The following is a 17736-nucleotide window of genomic DNA, read 5'->3' on the forward strand; positions in this document are numbered from 1 at the left end:
AGCTCGTGCACAGTATTCCTTTAAACCGCAGCTACGCTGCATTCTTCACGCCCCCACTATGTTGATTCTGCCGGGCTCCAACGCCCTGTCCTCCTTCCGTAGCCAACGCCTCCTCAACCAGCTTCAAGCAGTTCTGCCTGCCATTACGTCGGTCCAAGCCCGCTTTATCCACTTTGTCGACGCCGCTTCCCCCCTGTCCGAAGATGATTTGAACCGCATGCATGGCCTGCTGACTTACGGCGAGCCTGCCTTGCCGGAGCATGCTGAAGGCGTGGTGGAAGAGTTTGTCGTCATTCCGCGTTTCGGCACCATTTCGCCTTGGGCTTCCAAAGCCACCGATATCGTGCACAACTGCGGCATGGCGCACATCCATCGCGTGGAACGTGGGGTTGCCTATCGCATCAACCTGAAGGGCGGCATCCTGGGCACCGGCCTGGGCGCAGCCAAGAAGCTGGATAGCGAGCAGGCGCAGGCCGTGGCCGCGCTGCTGCACGACCGCATGACTGAATCGGTGCTGCGCCACCCGGATCAGGCTGCCGGCCTGTTCTCGAGCCTGGAAGCCAAGCCGCTGGAATCGATCGACGTGATGGGCGCTGGCCGCACCGCGCTGGAAAAAGCCAATACCGACCTGGGCCTGGCGATCTCGGACGACGAGATCGACTACCTGCTGGAAGCCTTCACCAGCGCCAAGCGCAACCCGACCGACGTCGAGCTGATGATGTTCGCCCAGGCGAACTCCGAGCACTGCCGCCACAAGATCTTCAACGCCGACTGGACCATCGACGGCGTGGCGCAGGACAAGTCGCTGTTCAAGATGATCAAGAATACCCACGAGAAGAACCCGCGCGGCACCATCGTGGCCTATTCGGACAACTCGTCGATCATCGAGGGCGCGCAAGTGACCCGCTTCTACCCGCGCGAAGGCCAGGAATACGCAGCGTCGACCGAGCTGGTGCACACCTTGATGAAGGTGGAAACCCACAACCACCCGACTGCAATCTCGCCATTCCCGGGTGCTTCGACCGGTGCCGGCGGCGAAATCCGTGACGAAGGCGCAACCGGCCGTGGCTCCAAGCCTAAAGCCGGCCTGACCGGCTTCACCGTATCCAACCTGATGATCCCAGGCGCCGTGCAGGCATGGGAAAACGCCGCCAACGTGACCGCGCCGGTGGGCAAGCGCGATGAAAGCCAGGTGTACGGCAAGCCGGAGCGTATCGCTTCGCCGCTGCAGATCATGATTGACGGTCCGCTGGGCGGCGCGGCGTTCTCGAACGAATTCGGCCGTTGCGTTCTCGGCGGTTACTTCCGTACCTACGAGCAGAACATCGGCCAGCAATTCGCTGGCGGCAAAGACACCGTGATGGGCTACCACAAGCCGATCATGATTGCCGGCGGTATCGGCAACATCTCCGGTTCGCACACCCACAAGAACGACATCCCGGTAGGCAGCCTGCTGATCCAGCTGGGCGGTCCTGGCATGCGCATCGGCATGGGCGGCTCGGCCGCTTCGTCGATGGCGACCGGCACCAATACCGCCGACCTGGACTTCGATTCGGTCCAGCGCGGCAATCCGGAGATGGAACGCCGTGCCCAGGAAGTCATCAACGGCTGCTGGCAACTGGCTGACCAGAACCCGATCATCTCGATCCACGACGTGGGCGCGGGCGGCCTGTCGAATGCCTTCCCTGAGATCACCAACGATGCCAAGCGCGGCGCGATCTTCGACCTGCGCAAGGTGCCGCTGGAAGAATCCGGCATGGCCCCGAAAGAGATCTGGTCCAACGAATCGCAGGAACGCTATGTGCTGGCCATCGCCCCAAGCGACCTGGCACTGTTCCAGGCCCTGTGCGAGCGTGAGCGCTGCCCGTTCGCCGTTGTCGGCGTGGCAACTGAGGAACGTCAACTGAAGGTGATCGACCAGGAAATGGGCAACAACCCGGTCGACATGCCGATGGATGTCCTGCTGGGCAAACCGCCTAAAATGCACCGCGACGTCACGCATGTGCAGAACGAGCTGCCGGCCATCGACCTGACCGGCATCCAGCTGGAAGAAGCCGCCAAGCGCGTGCTGCTGCTGCCAACCGTGGCCGACAAGAGCTTCCTGATCACCATTGGCGACCGTACCGTGGGCGGCATGTCCGTGCGCGACCAGATGGTCGGCCCATGGCAGGTGCCGGTGGCTGACTGCGCCGTGACCACCTTGAGCTACGACGCCTATGTGGGCGAGGCGATGGCGATGGGCGAGCGTACTCCGCTGGCCGTGATCAACGCGCCGGCCTCGGGCCGTATGGCGGTCGGCGAGACCATTACCAATATGGCTGCCGCGCCGATCAACGATATTTCCGACATCAAGCTGTCGGCCAACTGGATGGCGGCCTGCGGCCAGCCAGGCCAGGATGCCGCGCTGTTCGATACCGTGAAAGCGGTCGGCATGGAACTGTGCCCTGCACTGGGCCTGTCGATCCCGGTCGGCAAGGATTCCCTGTCGATGCGCACCACCTGGAAGGACGAAGGCGCCGACAAGGCCGTGATTTCGCCGGTGTCGCTGATCGTTTCGGGCTTCTCGCCGGTGTACGACGTGCGCAAGTCGCTGACCCCGCAGATCCGCACCGACCTGGGCGAAACTTCCCTGATCGTGATCGACCTGGGCCGCGGCAAGAACCGCATGGGAGCCTCGGCGCTGGCGCAAGTCATGGGCCAGTTGGGCAACACCGCACCGGACGTGGATTCGCCGGAAGACCTGAAAGGCTTCTTCAATGCTATCCAGCAGCTGAACAAGGAAGGCAAGATCCTGGCCTACCACGACCGTTCCGACGGCGGCCTGTACGCAACCCTGGTGGAAATGGCCTTTGCCGGCCGCGCCGGCCTGTCGGTCAACCTGGACATGCTGACCCTGGGCGAAGAAGGCACCATGGACCACGGCGATGCCAAGAACTGGGCCGGCCAGGTGGCTGAGCGCCGCAACGAACTGACCCTGTCGGCACTGTTCAATGAAGAACTGGGCGCCGTGATCCAGGTCCGCGCAGAGGAGAAGTCGGCCGTCATGGACGTGCTGCGCAGCTTCAACCTGGGCGCTTGCAGCCACATCATCGGCAAGCTGAACGACCGTGGCGTGATCGAATTCACCCGCGACGCCAAGACCATCTACTCGCAGCCGCGTGCCGAACTGCACCGCCTGTGGAGCGAAACCAGCTGGCGTATTTCCCGCGTGCGCGAAAACCCAGCAACCGCGGATGCAGAATACGATCGCCTGCTGGACGAAACCGATCCAGGCATGCAGCCAAAGGTCGCCTTCGACATGGCGGAAAACATCGCTGCACCATTCCTGTCGTCGGGCGTGCGTCCGCGCGTGGCCATCCTGCGCGAACAGGGCGTCAACTCGCATATCGAGACTGCATGGGCGATGCACCGCGCCGGCTTTGCCGCCGTCGACGTGCACATGAGCGACCTGATCGCACGCCGCGTTTCGCTGGACGACTTCCAGGGCATTATCGCCGTGGGCGGCTTCTCGTACGGCGACGTGCTGGGTGCCGGCGAAGGCTGGGGCCAAATCCATCCTGTTCAACCCGGAAATGGCTGAGCAGTTCGCCAAGTTCTTCCAGCGCAAAGACACTTTCGGCTTGGGTATCTGCAACGGCTGCCAGATGATGTCGAACCTGAAATCGCTGATTCCAGGCGCGCATGCATGGCCTAAGTTCACCACCAACAAGTCCGAGAAGTTCGAAGCACGCTTCTCGATGGTGGAAGTGCTGGATTCGCCGTCGATCTTCCTGCAGGGGCATGAGCGGTACCCAGGCTCCGATCGCGATCGCGCACGGTGAAGGTTTCGCCGACTTCAGCCAGACCGGCAATATCGACGAGGCAATCGGTGCACTGCGTTTTGTGGATAACAAGGGCAGCGCCACCGAAACCTACCCGTACAACCCGAACGGTTCGCCACGCGGCCTGACCTCGGTGACCACGGCCGATGGCCGTTTCACCGTGATGATGCCGCACCCTGAGCGTGTTTCGCGCACGGTGCAGAACTCCTGGCATCCGGACGGCTGGGGCGAGGATTCGCCTTGGGCGCGCATGTGGGGCAACGCGCGCAAGTTCATTGCTTAAGGCTTAAGCGCGTCGCCGGCGGGCCGCCAGCAGGGCGGCAATACCGCCTAGCATCAACACGGCTCCGCCCGGGGCCGGCACCTGGGTCGCATCGACGAATTGGAAGTCGTCGGCGACCCAGTTTCCATTCAGCTGTCCAAGTTCGCGCCGATCGATCCGGTAGCCCGTGATCGGGCCCAGGGCCGCGAAAATACTGGTATCGACAAATGACAGGGGTTCCGGCTGGCCGGGATGGCTTTCCGGCAAATCAAACACGACCGCAGCAAGTTCGCTCGCCCCATTCAGGGCCACGATGGTGACCTGGTCCGCGCCGCCTTCCCCAAACCCGTAGTACTGGTTGCGGCCGAACCAGGCGCCGGTCAGTACCTTGTCCGTGGCCAGTGTCAGGCCTGACGAACCGTCAGCGTTGGAAACGAAATAATGGCCGGAATGGGGAATGCCGAATAAGGGGCCGCTCGGGCCGCCCACGCGATATTGGTCGCCCACGACGCCAAAACGGGCGTCCCAAATGACGCCTTGATAATCGAGGCTAGCCGTCGCATTAGTCCACTGGATGCCGGTTGCACTATCGAGCGCAGGCGGAAAAGGCAGGTCATCAAATGTCGCGATGACGCTTGCCATGGCGGGAGCTGCGGTAATGAAAGCGCCACAAGCGATTAACTGCCGTAATGCGAGTTTAATCATTTTCCAGCCTCCTTTTAGTTGTCACGAGTTTAACGTGACATTTTCAAAAGCGGCAATTGTGCGCATTATTGCTGTTGTTTTGGCGTCGCGTATTGGCTACCGGGATGCACGCCAACATCTGGCTTGTATCCGCCAGATCCAGGCTTAGTTCACGGGCATCAAATGCTTACCGGCCTCGCGGATGCTCAATTTCGACAATGCGGTCTTATTTTCATTAATGAATTGAGCGACATTATGTGGGGCGTGGCGGGCATAATCGCGCAAGGCCCAACCAATTGCCTTTCTGAATGAAAAATTCATTTTCATGGCCGAGTGCGATGGAATATCGGAACAGGCGCATTTCATCGGTTTTTCCGCGCCAGCCTAATTGGTGGAGCAGGGCAATTCGGCGCATCCAGAAATTATCGTGCTTTAATGCCGCGTCCCATTCCGTGGTGGTCAAAGCGCAGAACGTCTCCGACAATGCCGGCCATCCCGTCGACCGAATCCCACCACGACTTGCGTAATACAAAGGCCAGCAATTCCGGCAAATCGTCAGTGTTGAATTGCTTCCAATGTGCTGCCATCAAATCCAGGGCCGCATACTGGTATTCCCGTTCAGGCAGTCGCCATAGCTCGCCGGCCACGCTGATGAGCCCGCCCGGCGACGCGTCCTTGAACTGCTTGATGACTGGTTTGATCGCCTCGCGGCGCACCGGGGTGGCAATGCCGAGGAAGGGGAACTGCTCGCGCATATAGGCGCGCATCGCGGGCGCCCGGGCCGCATCGGCCAAAGGGGCGAGGGCGGAAACGAAGTCTCTTGTCGTTGGCATAATAAAAAAGCGCCCCGTAGGGCGCTTGGTCGAGGCGGCCGATAAAGGCGTACCCGGGATTATTACTGCACCTTGGCCTTGGCTACCAGCTGGTCGCGGTAAGCCGCAACTTTACGCTGGGTCAGGGACTCGGAGATCTGGCCTTTGATTTCTTCCAGTGCCGGCACTTTAGCTGCGCGGGAACCTTCCAGTTTGATCACGTGGTAGCCGAATTGCGATTGCACTGGCTTGTCGGTGACCTGGCCGTCCTTCAGGGCCACCATGGCATCCGCGAATGGCTTCACGTAGTTGCCTGGTGCTGCCCAGTCCAGGTCGCCGCCGTTGGCAGCCGAACCTGGATCTTGCGAGGCCTTGGCCAGTTCTTCAAACTTGGCGCCGCCTTTCAGCTTGGCGATGATGTCGGTTGCTTCTTTCTCGGTCTTCACCAGGATGTGGCGAGCGTGGTATTCCTTTTCGCCTTTGGAAGCCTTGAACTGGTCGTAAGCGGACTTGATCTCGGCTTCGCTCACTGGGTTCTTCTTGACATAGTCAACCAGCAGGGCGCGGATGATGATGTCCTGGCGAGCTTGTTCCAGGGCTTCTTTCACTTCCTTGTTGGCAGCAACGCCTTGCTTGGTAGCTTCCTGCACCAGCACTTCGCGGCCGACCAGGGATTTCTTGATCATGTCGCGCAGTTGTGGCGAATCAGGCTGGCCTTGGGCGGCAGCTTGTTTGACAGCGGCTTCCATCTGGGCGGATGGGATGGCTTTACCGTTCACGGTAGCGACGTTCTGGGCGAAAGCAGGGGTAGCTGCAACTGCGATCAGGGCCAACAGCAGGGTGGCTGGTTTAAATTTCATTGAGTGTTTCCTTAGTTAAAATAAATCCGGCGCCGCTCGGGCGCCGGATCAGGTCCGTGACGGATTATTGTACTTTGGCTTTCTTAACCAGGGATTCCTGATAGGACTGCAGTTTTGCGCGCATCAGGGAATCGGCGATACGTGGCTTCACTTCTTCCAGGGTCGGCAGCTTGACCGCACGGGTGTCGTCAACCTTGATCACGTGGAAACCGCTCGGGGTTTGCACTGGCTTCTCGGTAACCTGGCCTTTTTGCAGGGAGGTGAATGCATCTGCGAAGACTTTAGGGAAGTTGCCTGGAGTACCCCAGTCCAGGTCGCCGCCGTTGGCTGCGGAACCGGTGTCCTTGGAGTTCTTGGCCAGGTCTTCGAACTTGGCGCCGCCTTTCAGCTTGGCGATGATGTCGGTGGCTTCTTTTTCGGTTTCCACCAGGATGTGGCGCACGTGGTATTCCTTGTCGCCTTCGGCGCTGACAGCGCGCTCGTATTCAGCCTTGATTTCGGCGTCGCCAACCGGGTTCTTCTTCACGTAATCAGCGGCCAGGGCGTTCAGCATGATGTCCTGGCGGGCTTGTTCCAGAGCGACGGTAACGTCCTTGCTCTTGGACAGGCCTTGCTTCTCGGCTTCCTGGATCATTACTTCGCGGCCGATCAGGGACTTCTTGATCATGTCGCGCAGTTGTGGGGTGTCTTGCTGCTGACCTTGAGCAACGACTTGCTTGACCAGGGCGTCAACTTTGGCGGTAGGGATGGCTTTGCCATTAACGACGGCGGCGTTCTGGGCGAAAGCTGGTGCAGCGGCAACGGCGATAAGTGCGAGCAGCAAGCGGGCTGGCTTGAAAGTCATTTAGTTTAATTCCTACGGAAAGTTTACTGAATTGCGGGGATTTTGGGCTGGTTCGCCGAGATGTCTCTACTATTCAACGATCGAGGTTCTTTTTGATGTTTCCCAAAAACTCCGCGCATATCATACTTCGGACGGTGCCAGTGCGGTAATGGCCAATGCATGAATTTCTTTATGCATCATATCGTGCACGGAATCATACACCAGACGATGGCGCATGACGAGTTTCACACCCTCGAATTTAGTAGAGACTATTTTCAGTCTGTAATGGCCGCCACCGGAGGCCGCGCCGGCATGGCCGGCATGCAGCGCGGATTCATCATCGAGCACGATTTCAGACGGAGCCAGCGCCGCTTCCAGGCGCTCGCGAATCTTGGCCAGGCGCGGGTCGCTCATGCTTCATCCTTAATATGTTTAGAGAGGTAGAAAGCCTGGGCGATAAAGAACACCAGCATCAGTCCGGTTACGCCAAAAGCCTTGAAATTGACCCAGGCGTCGTTATCCGACTTGAACAGGATGAAGGCAACGAACAGGTTGACGAAACCCAACACCAGCCAGAAGGTGATCCACATGAAATGCAGGCGGACCCAGACGTGTTCTGGCAGCTGGACCTGCTTTTCCATCGCCAGGCGGATCATGTTCTTATCGAAGAAGCGGTAAGCGACCAGCATTGCGGTAGCCAGCGACCAGTAAATAATGGTCGGCTTCCACTTGATAAAGTCATCGTCGTGGAAATAGATAGTCATGCCGCCGAATACGATAAACACCACTAGGGAAACCCATAGTGCGCCATCGACTTTCTTACGGCGCGCCAGCAGATATAACACCTGGGCTGCGGTGCCGATAATACCGACGATGGTGGCAACCACGATAGGCGCCTGGGAAGCGGGAATTGCACCGCCAGATACCAGGCCGCCCAAGTGGGCATTCAACATGGCGTGCGCGGCTTCCTGGTGGCCGCCGGCAAACTTATAGCTGACAAAGAACAGAATCAGCGGGAACAGGTCAAAAATAATCTTCATCTTATTAGGGATGTGGTTCAAAGCGCAGCGAAGCCGAGTTAATGCAGTAGCGCAATCCGGTCGGCGGCGGACCATCCGGGAACACGTGACCCAGGTGGGCATCACATACTGCACAGATGATTTCGGTGCGCAGCATACCATGCGTGCGATCCGTTTTCTCTATGATATTCGCCGGATCGAGGGCCTTGAAGTAGCTTGGCCAGCCGCAGCCAGAGTCGAACTTGGCGTCTGATTCAAACAGGGGCGTGTTGCAGCACACGCAGGTGTAGATGCCGTGCTCGTGGTGATCCCAGAACTTGCCGGTGAAGGCGCGTTCGGTGGCGGCATGGCGGGTGACCTGATATTCCATCGGATCGAGCTGGGCGCGCCATTCTGCGTCACTCTTGACTACTTTGTCGCTCATTTTGTTTCCTCACGAAGAGCAGCTTACCGAAAGCTGGCTGGACCAGTCCGGAGGGAAGCCTGCGTATTGTTCATTTTCGGGTTGCTCGTCGAAGGGGCGCTCGAGCAGTGCCAGCAGGCGCTCGACCTCGGAGAAGTCCTTATTCTGCGCCTTTTCGATGGCAACTTGTGCCATATAGTTTCGCAGCACATATTTGGGGTTGACCTGATCCATCGCAAGTTTTCGAGAGGTATCGTCGCTGTTTTCGGCGCGCAGGCGCGCCCGGTAAGCTTCGGCCCAGTTGTCGAAAGCAGGGCGGTCAATGAACAGGTCGCGCAGCGGTTCGTCGCCGTCGGTGCTGCTAGCGCGCAGGCCGCCCAGGCGACGGAAGAAGATAGTGAAATCGGTGTGATTGGCCTGCAGGACAGCAAACAAGCCATCCAGCAGTTCGCGGTCGCCTTCCTGCGTAGTGGTCAAACCCAGTTTGGCGTGCAGCAGCAGGTCGATGTGGCGCGCGAACTCGGGCTGGTAGACGTCCAGCGCCTCTTGCGTCAGCTCCACTTCCCCGATCAGGGGCAGCAGGGCCTGCGCCAGGGCGTAGCAGTTCCAATGACCGATCTGCGGTTGGTTGGAATAGGAATAGCGGCCCTGCTCGTCGCTGTGGTTGCAGATCTGGTTGGCGTCGAAGCCATCCATGAAGCCAAACGGGCCGTAATCGAGGGTTTGGCCCAGGATCGACATATTGTCGGAATTCATTACACCATGCATGAAGCCTACGGCTTGCCAGTGCGCAATCATGCGCGCAGTACGTCGCGTGACCTCTTCAAGCAGGGCCGCATAGGGGTTTTCCTCGTCGCGCAGGGACGGGTAGAAGCGGGCGATAACGTAATCGGCCAGCTGCTTGAGTTCTTCCGGCTTGCGGTTGTAGTACCAGTGTTCGAAAGAACCGAAGCGGATGAAGCTTGGTGCCATGCGCACCACCACTGCCGCGGTTTCGATCGATTCGCGCACCACGCCTTGGTCCGAGCCGACCACGGACAATGCACGGGTGGTGGGAATGCCCAGGCCGTGCATCGCCTCGGAGCACAGGAACTCGCGGATCGATGAACGCAGGACCGCGCGGCCGTCACCCATGCGGGAGTATGGTGTCATGCCCGCACCTTTGAGCTGCAGCTCCATTGGACCATCGTCAGTCGCGATATCACCAAGCAGGATGGCGCGGCCATCTCCCAGTTGCCCCGCCCATACGCCGAACTGGTGCCCGGAATAAACTGCGGCCAGAGGCTTTGAGCGCTCGGCCACGCGGTTGCCGGCCAGGATCTCGACAGCTTCCTGCGTTGTGAGCGCCGTGGGATCGCTGCCGATCAAGCGAGCGGCGGATGGGCTGAACGCGACGAGGTAGGGCGCCGGCAATGGCGTCGGCATCAGGTGCGTGTAGAACGAGTAGGGAAGACCTGCGAAGGAGTTCTCGAACGAAAAGATGGTGGCACTCATATGCCCGCATTGTATCGCAGCTCGGTGGCCGTCGTGGAGCTGCGTGCGGGCAATATAAGTATCCTTTAAGAATCGATAAATCCCTAATTTCACTTCGAAATCTGTCGGTAACTTTTACACGGGATGACTGCGAAGTCAATATGGCTGAGGTTAACTGCTTGATTCCATACACTTGTGATTCTTGGGCACGCTTCATGCATAAAGCAAGTTACCTACAACCAGGGGGGGGGCCATGAAAAATCTAAGCAAAATGTTGGGTGCAGCAGCACTGATGTTGGCAGCTGCAATGCCGATTGCAAAAGCAGACGTCGTCTACGAATTCACCAATCCAGCTGCCTCGGGTACAAGCATTCCGGGTCTGGGTACCGATGATATTTTCGCAAAGGCGACTTTTACCGCCATTTCGGGCGGCGTTCAGCTGCGCCTGGACGTGTTCAGCATCATGCCCGGTTCTGCGTCAATTGACGAATGGTATTTCAACTTGAATGGGGACGCTTCGCAGCTTTCGTTCGCGAATGCGGGTGAGGCCGGATCAGTTACCCCAAGTTCGTATGAAAAGGGGAATGAATGCTGCGTCGCCGACGGTACTGGGAAATATGACTTTGTTGTTCACTTCGCTGAAAATAGCGGCGAACTGAATTCGGACAGCTTTGCAGTGATCAACATCACCATGGCGGGCTTGACACTCGACATGATCGCTGAAGCTTTGTCTTCGCAAAACGGCCAGGGCAGTGGCGCGGGCGGCGGGTTTGGTGCTGCCATCCACGTCCAGCAAATTGGCACGGCTGACGATAGCGGCTGGTTCACCGCGAACTGTGTCGTGAATCCCGATACCGGCGAATGCGACGGTGACGGTGGGGGCGGAGAACAGGAAGTTCCTGAGCCAGGGACCTTGGCGATCATCGGTGCAGGCCTGGCGGGATTGGCATTTATCCGCCGGCGCCGGTTCCAGTAAATTGATGCTCACAAAAAAAACGGCAGCCGCGGCTGCCGTTTTTCATTCCAGGGACAGGTTACTTGCGTACACTGACGGTGCTGGTCGAGGTGTTGCCGGCACGGTCCCGCGCAACTGCCTTCAGGGTGTGGCTGCCATTGCTTGGCTTCCAGTTATACGACAGGCTGGACCCACTGCCGGAAATGGCCAGCGCACCGTCCACATACAAGGACATCGAAATGCCTGCAGCGCCGCTGTTGTCCGATGCATTCACGGAAACGTTGACGTTGCCGTGCACAGTGCCGCCATTGGTCGGGTTGGTGATGGCCACCGCCGGCGCGGTCGTGTCGGTCGTCGGAACTACAGTAGTGGTGCTGTTCGAGACGTTGACACTAACCGGGCTGGACGATGTCATGTTGCCTGCTGCGTCATAGGCAATTGCAGTCAGCGTTGCCATACCGTTGGCTACGCCCTTGGAATCCCATGCGAAGCTGAACGGGCTGGCGCTGTCGGTGGCGACAATTGTGCTGTTGACCTTCAACTGTACGCGCGCCACACCGACGTTATCGGCAGCATTGATGTTCACCGCTACCGTACCGGAGACAGTGCTGCTGCCCAATGGGGCGGCAATGGCGACCGTTGGACGCGTGGTGTCGGCGCTGGTCACGGTGCCGGTTGCTTTCGCAATTGCCGCCGCGGCGTTGACGCGGCCGTAGCCGAAGTAGATGTCACGGCCTGCAGTACCCAGGTCGACGGCGGTGGTGAAGAGGATACTCTTCACCTGGTCGGCGCTCAGCGATGGGTTGGCTGACATCACCAGGGCGGCCACGCCGGCGGCGACCGGGCTGGCGAAGGAGGTGCCGTTGACGGCGCCGTAGCCGCCACCCATCACGGTGGTGTAAATGCCGGTGCCAGGCGCCGACAGCGAGACGAAGGCGCCGTAGCTGGAGAAGCTGGAACGGTTGTCGGCGGAATCGGTGGCCGAAACGGCAATCATGGTATCGGTCGGGGTGAAGCCTTCGTCGCGGTTGTAGTTACCGGCCGAGACGAACAGCAGGCCGCCCTTGCCCTTCAGGTAGTTGGCGGCGCTTTGCACGGCCGAGCTGGTTGGGACGTTGGCGTAGCTGATGTTGACTACGCGGGCGCCGTGGTCGGCAGCCCAGGTCACGCCGCTGGCCATGGTCGAGAAGTAGGCGTAGCAGGAACCGGAGTTGTTATAGGCGATACGCACTGGCATGATGCGGGCTTGGCCGGCAACGCCTGCCACGCCAACGCCATTGTTCAAGGCAGCGGCTGCCGAGCCGGCTGCTTTGGTACCGTGGCCGCAGACGTCGGCGGTGTTGGTGTTGTTGTCGTAAGAGTTATAGCCGGCGACGAGGCGGCCCGCGAAGTCCGGATGGCTTGAGTCGATGCCGGAGTCCAGGATGGCGATGGTGATGCCTGCGCCCTGGGTTTTGTCCCAGGCGGTGTTGACACCCATCTTAGCGATGTGCCATTCGCTGCCCAGGTACGGGTCATTGGTCGTGGCGCTGACCTCGACGCGTTCATCCAGCTCGGCGAACTTGTAGTGCGGATTGTGCTTCAGCTTGTTTGCCAGCGCCTTCTCGGAGCCATGCGGCACTTCGATAACGTGGATGTTGCTCTGGCCAAGCTTGTAGGCTTTGCCTGCGCCATGGATTTTCAGGTCCTTGGCGAATTCATCGATGGTGAGGCCGGCTTGCGGCTCGACCAGGATGCGGCCTTTGGCAAATTCGGGGTCGCCGTGGTTTGGGGCGGAGAATGCCAGTGGGGTTGCAGCAGCGAGGATCAGGGCGATGCAGGTGCGATTCTTCATTTAAAGCGAGTCCTGTTTTCAAGGTTACAGAAAAAAGAGGACTGCCCACCACCTGGAATAGGTGGTTGAAGAGCACACCGGGGACATCAGGGTCACCTGTGTATCTGGCAGTCCAGCCGTCATAGACGTTGAAGCGTCGTTAGACCGTTGACTTTGCGTCCCGCACTTTCGCGCGGTTTGCCTTTATCAGACTTCAGCATCGATAGTAATTCACGATTTGCCGTGTGGCAAATGATTTCGCGCGGAAATTACATCCTGAAACAAATATGTCTGAGTATTTGTGCAAAGTTGGCTTGCAAGATTGTAGCGAATAATAATATTCAGTCAAATCAATGAGTTAACTAATGTCGCGAAGAAATTGTTATTAATCAATTTTCATTTGGTCGCATATTAACTATAATTTCCATATGATAATAAAAAAGCCCGGCCGAAGCCGGACTGAAACAGGGTTCTTATTAATTAGCGGGTTACTTGCACGCTGCGGGAGGTGGTGTTGCCGGCTGCGTCCTTGGCGACCGCCTGGACGGTGTGGGTACCGGAAGCGATCTTGCGGGTGTTCCAGCTGTAGGACAGGGAGGCACCAATGCCGGAAGCTTTCAGTTGGCCGTCGATGTACAGGCTCATGTTGATGCCGGCGGCGCCGCTGTTATCGGACGCGTTCAGGCTCACGTTCACGGTGCCGGAAACCATGCCGGAGGTCGGGTTGGCAATGGCCAGCGCAGGGGCGGTGGTGTCGGCGACGATGGCAGGAGCAGCGTTGGCCACGTTGACGGACACGGTGCTGGAGCTGGCAACGTTGCCTGCTGCGTCATAAGCGATGGCCACCAGGTTGTTCATGCCGTTGGCCACACCGGTGGAGTCCCAGCTGAAGGCGTAGGGGCCAGCGCTGTCGGAAGCGACCACGGTACCGTTGACCTTCAGGTCGACGCGGGCCACGCCCACGTTGTCGGCAGCGTTGACGCCGATCGAGACCAGGCCGGTAACGGTGCTGCCAGCCAGCGGGTTGGCGATGGCGACGGTCGGCGCAGTGGTATCAGGGGCCGGCATGGACTTGGCGGCAGCCACGGCGGCGGCGGCGTTGACACGGCCGTAGCCGAAGTAGATGTCGCGGCCGGCAGTGCCGAGGTCGACGGCGGTGGTGAACAGGATGTTCTTCACCTGGTCAGCGCTCAACGATGGGTTGGCCGACATCACCAGGGCGGCCACGCCGGCGGCGACCGGGCTGGCGAAGGAGGTGCCGTTGACGGCGCCGTAGCCGCCACCCATCACGGTGGTGTAAATGCCGGTGCCAGGCGCCGACAGCGAGACGAAGGCGCCGTAGCTGGAGAAGCTGGAACGGTTATCGGCGGAATCGGTGGCCGAAACGGCAATCATGGTATCGGTCGGGGTGAAGCCTTCGTCGCGGTTGTAGTTACCGGCCGAGACGAACAGCAGGCCGCCCTTGCCCTTCAGGTAGTTGGCGGCGCTTTGCACGGCCGAGCTGGTTGGGACGTTGGCGTAGCTGATGTTGACTACGCGGGCGCCGTGGTCGGCGGCCCGGGTCACGCCGCTGGCCATGGTCGAGAAGTAGGCGTAGCAGGAACCGGAGTTGTTGTAGGCGATACGCACCGGCATGATGCGGGCCTTGTTGGCGACGCCGGCCACACCGACGGCGTTGTTGGCGGCGGCGGCGGCGGAGCCGGCAGCCTTGGTGCCGTGGCCGCACACGTCGGCGGTGTTGGTGTTGTTGTCGTAGGAGTTGTAGCCCGCGACGGTGTTGCCGGCCAGGTCAGGGTGGGCCGCATCCATGCCCGAGTCCAGAATGGCGATGGTGATGCCGGCGCCTTGCACGCTATCCCAGGCGGTCGCCGCGCCGATCTTGTTGATGTGCCATTCGCTGCCCAGCATCGGGTCGTTGGTGGTGGCCGATACGGCGACGCGCTGGTCCAGTTCGGCGAACTTGAAGTGCGGGTTGTGCTTGAGCTTGTTGGCGATGGCCTTTTCCGAGCCGTGCGCCACGTCGATGACGTGGATGTTGCTTTGGCCCAGCTTGCGGGCGTTGCCGGCGCCATTGGCTTTCAGCAGCTTGGTGAATTCAGCCACGGTCAGGCCGGCACGCGGTTCCACGATGATGCGGCCCGAGGCGAAATCGTCGTTTTGAGCGGCGAAGGCTGGTGCAGCCAGGGTGGCGATGGCGGTAGCGATTGCGGCGGAGAAGGTGGTGATGGTTTTCATGGTGCGAGTCCCTGTTTTCGAAAAATAAAAAAACGAGGACTGCCCGCCGGTCTATGCCGGTAGAAGACTGCATCACAAAGCACACAGGCATGCGAGCCCGCGGCTGGGGAATACTTTTGTCTGGCAGTCCTGCCGTCATGGAGCCGAAGCTCTGTAGACCGATGACTTTGCGTCCCACCGTTTCCAGTGGTTTGCCCTTTTCAGATCTTGCTGTACGGAATCTTATGTCGCTAATTGCCGCATGGCAAGCAAATCTTTAAAACTTTTTTTGAATGTCGCAATTAAGTCTGAAGTTAAAGAAACTTTAGTTAATTCAACGACTTGGATTATTTCTTATAGTTACTATTACTTTCGTAGTTACAATAATGAAATTAAATAAAAAAACCCGGCCGAAGCCGGGCTGGAACAGGGGTTCTTATTAATTAGCGGGTCACTTGTACGCTGCGGGAGGTGGTGTTACCGGCTGCGTCCTTGGCGACCGCCTGTACGGTGTGGGTACCGGAAGCGATCTTGCGGGTGTTCCAGCTGTAGGACAGGGAGGCACCAATGCCGGAAGCTTTCAGTTGGCCGTCGATGTACAGGCTCATGTTGATGCCGGCGGCGCCGCTGTTATCGGACGCGTTCAGGCTCACGTTCACGGTGCCGGAAACCATGCCGGAGGTCGGGTTGGCAATGGCCAGCGCAGGGGCGGTGGTGTCGGCGACGATGGCAGGAGCAGCGTTGGCCACGTTGACGGACACGGTGCTGGAGCTGGCAACGTTGCCTGCTGCGTCATAAGCGATGGCCACCAGGTTGTTCATGCCGTTGGCCACACCGGTGGAGTCCCAGCTGAAGGCGTAGGGGCCAGCGCTGTCGGAAGCGACCACGGTACCGTTGACCTTCAGGTCGACGCGGGCCACGCCCACGTTGTCGGCAGCGTTGACGCCGATCGAGACCAGGCCGGTAACGGTGCTGCCAGCCAGCGGGTTGGCGATGGCGACGGTCGGCGCAGTGGTATCAGGGGCCGGCATGGACTTGGCGGCAGCCACGGCGGCGGCGGCGTTGACACGGCCGTAGCCGAAGTAGATGTCGCGGCCGGCAGTGCCGAGGTCGACGGCGGTGGTGAACAGGATGTTCTTCACCTGGTCAGCGCTCAGCGATGGGTTGGCCGACATCACCAGGGCGGCCACGCCGGCGGCGACCGGGCTGGCGAAGGAGGTGCCGTTGACGGCGCCGTAGCCGCCACCCATCACGGTGGTGTAAATGCCGGTGCCAGGCGCCGACAGCGAGACGAAGGCGCCGTAGCTGGAGAAGCTGGAACGGTTGTCGGCGGAATCGGTGGCCGAAACGGCAATCATGGTATCGGTCGGGGTGAAGCCTTCGTCGCGGTTGTAGTTACCGGCCGAGACGAACAGCAGGCCGCCCTTGCCCTTCAGGTAGTTGGCGGCGCTTTGCACGGCCGAGCTGGTTGGGACGTTGGCGTAGCTGATGTTGACTACGCGGGCGCCGTGGTCGGCGGCCCAGGTCACGCCGCTGGCCATGGTCGAGAAGTAGGCGTAGCAGGAACCGGAGTTGTTGTAGGCGATACGCACCGGCATGATGCGGGCCTTGTTGGCGACGCCGGCCACACCGACGGCGTTGTTGGCGGCGGCGGCGGCGGAGCCGGCAGCCTTGGTGCCGTGGCCGCACACGTCGGCGGTGTTGGTGTTGTTGTCGTAGGAGTTGTAGCCCGCGACGGTGTTGCCGGCCAGGTCAGGGTGGGCCGCATCCATGCCCGAGTCCAGAATGGCGATGGTGATGCCGGCGCCTTGCACGCTATCCCAGGCGGTCGCCGCGCCGATCTTGTTGATGTGCCATTCGCTGCCCAGCATCGGGTCGTTGGTGGTGGCCGATACGGCGACGCGCTGGTCCAGTTCGGCGAACTTGAAGTGCGGGTTGTGCTTGAGCTTGTTGGCGATGGCCTTTTCCGAGCCGTGCGCCACGTCGATGACGTGGATGTTGCTTTGGCCCAGCTTGCGGGCGTTGCCGGCGCCATTGGCTTTCAGCAGCTTGGTGAATTCAGCCACGGTCAGGCCGGCACGCGGTTCCACGATGATGCGGCCCGAGGCGAAATCGTCGTTTTGAGCGGCGAAGGCTGGTGCAGCCAGGGTGGCGATGGCGGTAGCGATTGCGGCGGAGAAGGTGGTGATGGTTTTCATGGTGCGAGTCCCTGTTTTCGAAAAATAAAAAAACGAGGACTGCCCGCCGGTCTATGCCGGTAGAAGACTGCATCACAAAGCACACAGGCATACGAGCCCGCGGCTGGGGGATACTTTTGTCTGGCAGTCCTGCCGTCATGGAGCCGAAGCTCTGTAGACCGATGACTTTGCGTCCCACCGTTTCCAGTGGTTTGCCCTTTTCAGATCTTGCTGTACGGAATCTTATGTCGCTAATTGCCGCATGGCAAGCAAATCTTTAAAACTTTTTTTGAATGTCGCAATTAAGTCTGAAGTTAAAGAAACTTTAGTTAATTCAACGACTTGGATTATTTCTTATAGTTACTATTACTTTCGTAGTTACAATAATGAAATTAAATAAAAAGCCCGGCAAATGTCGGG

General features: G+C 59.5%; 14 protein-coding genes, 1 pseudogene and 3 riboswitches. Of the genes and pseudogenes, 2 read left to right on the forward strand and 13 right to left on the reverse strand.

What is annotated here, in order from left to right; genetic code table 11:
* Positions 1–58: 58 nt before the first annotated feature.
* Positions 59–4104, forward strand: a pseudogene (gene purL / locus ACQ4MM_RS14785) (phosphoribosylformylglycinamidine synthase).
* Positions 4105–4107: 3 nt separating this feature from the next.
* Here purL and ACQ4MM_RS14790 read toward each other — a convergent pair.
* The 10 genes from ACQ4MM_RS14790 to ACQ4MM_RS14835 form a co-directional block, all read right to left on the reverse strand.
* Positions 4108–4788: a hypothetical protein gene (locus tag ACQ4MM_RS14790; RefSeq protein WP_431478063.1), complete on the reverse strand. Its 681-nt coding sequence runs from the start codon at positions 4786–4788 to the stop codon at positions 4108–4110.
* 144 nt (positions 4789–4932) lie between these two features.
* Entirely contained in the window at positions 4933–5094 is a 162-nt protein-coding gene (locus ACQ4MM_RS14795) for a DNA alkylation repair protein (RefSeq protein ID WP_431478064.1), read from the reverse strand.
* Positions 5021–5182: a DNA alkylation repair protein gene (locus tag ACQ4MM_RS14800; protein ID WP_431478065.1), complete on the reverse strand. Its 162-nt coding sequence runs from the start codon at positions 5180–5182 to the stop codon at positions 5021–5023. Before ACQ4MM_RS14800 ends, ACQ4MM_RS14795 begins: the two co-directional genes overlap by 74 nt.
* Before the next feature lie 7 nt (positions 5183–5189).
* Positions 5190–5534, reverse strand: coding sequence for a DNA alkylation repair protein (locus ACQ4MM_RS14805; protein ID WP_431478066.1), 345 nt, complete (start codon positions 5532–5534; stop codon positions 5190–5192).
* Positions 5535–5662: 128 nt separating this feature from the next.
* The gene (locus ACQ4MM_RS14810; protein WP_431478067.1) at positions 5663–6439 is read right to left on the reverse strand and encodes a peptidylprolyl isomerase; all 777 of its coding nucleotides are present in this window, start codon (positions 6437–6439) and stop codon (positions 5663–5665) included.
* A gap of 64 nt (positions 6440–6503) precedes the next feature.
* Complete coding sequence (locus ACQ4MM_RS14815; RefSeq protein WP_431478068.1) at positions 6504–7283, reverse strand: peptidylprolyl isomerase; 780 nt, start codon at positions 7281–7283, stop codon at positions 6504–6506.
* 120 nt (positions 7284–7403) lie between these two features.
* Complete coding sequence (locus ACQ4MM_RS14820) at positions 7404–7676, reverse strand: BolA family protein (protein ID WP_090442643.1); 273 nt, start codon at positions 7674–7676, stop codon at positions 7404–7406.
* Positions 7673–8302 carry a septation protein A gene (locus ACQ4MM_RS14825; RefSeq protein WP_426337954.1) on the reverse strand — a complete coding sequence of 210 codons (630 nt, stop codon included), beginning with the start codon at positions 8300–8302 and terminating at the stop codon, positions 7673–7675. Before ACQ4MM_RS14825 ends, ACQ4MM_RS14820 begins: the two co-directional genes overlap by 4 nt.
* Before the next feature lie 4 nt (positions 8303–8306).
* The gene (msrB, locus tag ACQ4MM_RS14830; protein WP_431478069.1) at positions 8307–8705 is read right to left on the reverse strand and encodes a peptide-methionine (R)-S-oxide reductase MsrB; all 399 of its coding nucleotides are present in this window, start codon (positions 8703–8705) and stop codon (positions 8307–8309) included.
* Between the two features lie 9 nt (positions 8706–8714).
* Positions 8715–10178 (reverse strand): protein adenylyltransferase SelO, encoded by a 1464-nt coding sequence (locus ACQ4MM_RS14835; RefSeq protein ID WP_431478070.1) that lies wholly within the window; start codon positions 10176–10178, stop codon positions 8715–8717.
* 232 nt (positions 10179–10410) lie between these two features.
* Here ACQ4MM_RS14835 and ACQ4MM_RS14840 point away from each other — a divergent pair, with 232 nt between their 5' ends.
* Entirely contained in the window at positions 10411–11133 is a 723-nt protein-coding gene (locus ACQ4MM_RS14840) for a PEP-CTERM sorting domain-containing protein (protein WP_431478071.1), read from the forward strand.
* Positions 11134–11191: 58 nt separating this feature from the next.
* Here ACQ4MM_RS14840 and ACQ4MM_RS14845 read toward each other — a convergent pair whose 3' ends face one another.
* From ACQ4MM_RS14845 to ACQ4MM_RS14855, 3 genes are all read right to left on the reverse strand, one after another.
* Positions 11192–12946 (reverse strand): S8 family serine peptidase, encoded by a 1755-nt coding sequence (locus ACQ4MM_RS14845; RefSeq protein ID WP_431478072.1) that lies wholly within the window; start codon positions 12944–12946, stop codon positions 11192–11194.
* Between the two features lie 103 nt (positions 12947–13049).
* Positions 13050–13138: riboswitch (cyclic di-GMP riboswitch) on the reverse strand.
* Positions 13139–13405: 267 nt separating this feature from the next.
* A complete protein-coding gene (locus ACQ4MM_RS14850; protein WP_431478073.1) occupies positions 13406–15160 on the reverse strand; it encodes a S8 family serine peptidase in 1755 nt (584 codons plus the stop codon).
* 119 nt (positions 15161–15279) lie between these two features.
* Positions 15280–15366: riboswitch (cyclic di-GMP riboswitch) on the reverse strand.
* 216 nt (positions 15367–15582) lie between these two features.
* On the reverse strand, positions 15583–17337 hold the full coding sequence (locus tag ACQ4MM_RS14855; protein ID WP_431478074.1) for a S8 family serine peptidase: 1755 nt from the start codon (positions 17335–17337) through the stop codon (positions 15583–15585).
* A gap of 119 nt (positions 17338–17456) precedes the next feature.
* Positions 17457–17543: riboswitch (cyclic di-GMP riboswitch) on the reverse strand.
* Positions 17544–17736 lie beyond the last annotated feature (193 nt).

Origin of the sequence: Massilia eburnea (assembly GCF_050709955.1) — a bacterium.
In the GTDB taxonomy this organism is placed as follows: domain Bacteria; phylum Pseudomonadota; class Gammaproteobacteria; order Burkholderiales; family Burkholderiaceae_D; genus Rugamonas; species Rugamonas eburnea_A.

What these genes read in the sequence shown, in the direction of transcription:
- ACQ4MM_RS14790 (WP_431478063.1), bottom strand. Translation starts at nt 4,788, where the DNA reads ATGATTAAACTCGCATTACGGCAGTTAATCGCTTGTGGCGCTTTCATT.
- ACQ4MM_RS14795 (WP_431478064.1), bottom strand. Translation starts at nt 5,094, where the DNA reads ATGAAAATGAATTTTTCATTCAGAAAGGCAATTGGTTGGGCCTTGCGC.
- ACQ4MM_RS14800 (WP_431478065.1), bottom strand. Translation starts at nt 5,182, where the DNA reads ATGCGCCGAATTGCCCTGCTCCACCAATTAGGCTGGCGCGGAAAAACC.
- ACQ4MM_RS14805 (WP_431478066.1), bottom strand. Translation starts at nt 5,534, where the DNA reads ATGCGCGCCTATATGCGCGAGCAGTTCCCCTTCCTCGGCATTGCCACC.
- ACQ4MM_RS14810 (WP_431478067.1), bottom strand. Translation starts at nt 6,439, where the DNA reads ATGAAATTTAAACCAGCCACCCTGCTGTTGGCCCTGATCGCAGTTGCA.
- ACQ4MM_RS14815 (WP_431478068.1), bottom strand. Translation starts at nt 7,283, where the DNA reads ATGACTTTCAAGCCAGCCCGCTTGCTGCTCGCACTTATCGCCGTTGCC.
- ACQ4MM_RS14820 (WP_090442643.1), bottom strand. Translation starts at nt 7,676, where the DNA reads ATGAGCGACCCGCGCCTGGCCAAGATTCGCGAGCGCCTGGAAGCGGCG.
- ACQ4MM_RS14825 (WP_426337954.1), bottom strand. Translation starts at nt 8,302, where the DNA reads ATGAAGATTATTTTTGACCTGTTCCCGCTGATTCTGTTCTTTGTCAGC.
- msrB (WP_431478069.1), bottom strand. Translation starts at nt 8,705, where the DNA reads ATGAGCGACAAAGTAGTCAAGAGTGACGCAGAATGGCGCGCCCAGCTC.
- ACQ4MM_RS14835 (WP_431478070.1), bottom strand. Translation starts at nt 10,178, where the DNA reads ATGAGTGCCACCATCTTTTCGTTCGAGAACTCCTTCGCAGGTCTTCCC.
- ACQ4MM_RS14840 (WP_431478071.1), top strand. Translation starts at nt 10,411, where the DNA reads ATGAAAAATCTAAGCAAAATGTTGGGTGCAGCAGCACTGATGTTGGCA.
- ACQ4MM_RS14845 (WP_431478072.1), bottom strand. Translation starts at nt 12,946, where the DNA reads ATGAAGAATCGCACCTGCATCGCCCTGATCCTCGCTGCTGCAACCCCA.
- ACQ4MM_RS14850 (WP_431478073.1), bottom strand. Translation starts at nt 15,160, where the DNA reads ATGAAAACCATCACCACCTTCTCCGCCGCAATCGCTACCGCCATCGCC.
- ACQ4MM_RS14855 (WP_431478074.1), bottom strand. Translation starts at nt 17,337, where the DNA reads ATGAAAACCATCACCACCTTCTCCGCCGCAATCGCTACCGCCATCGCC.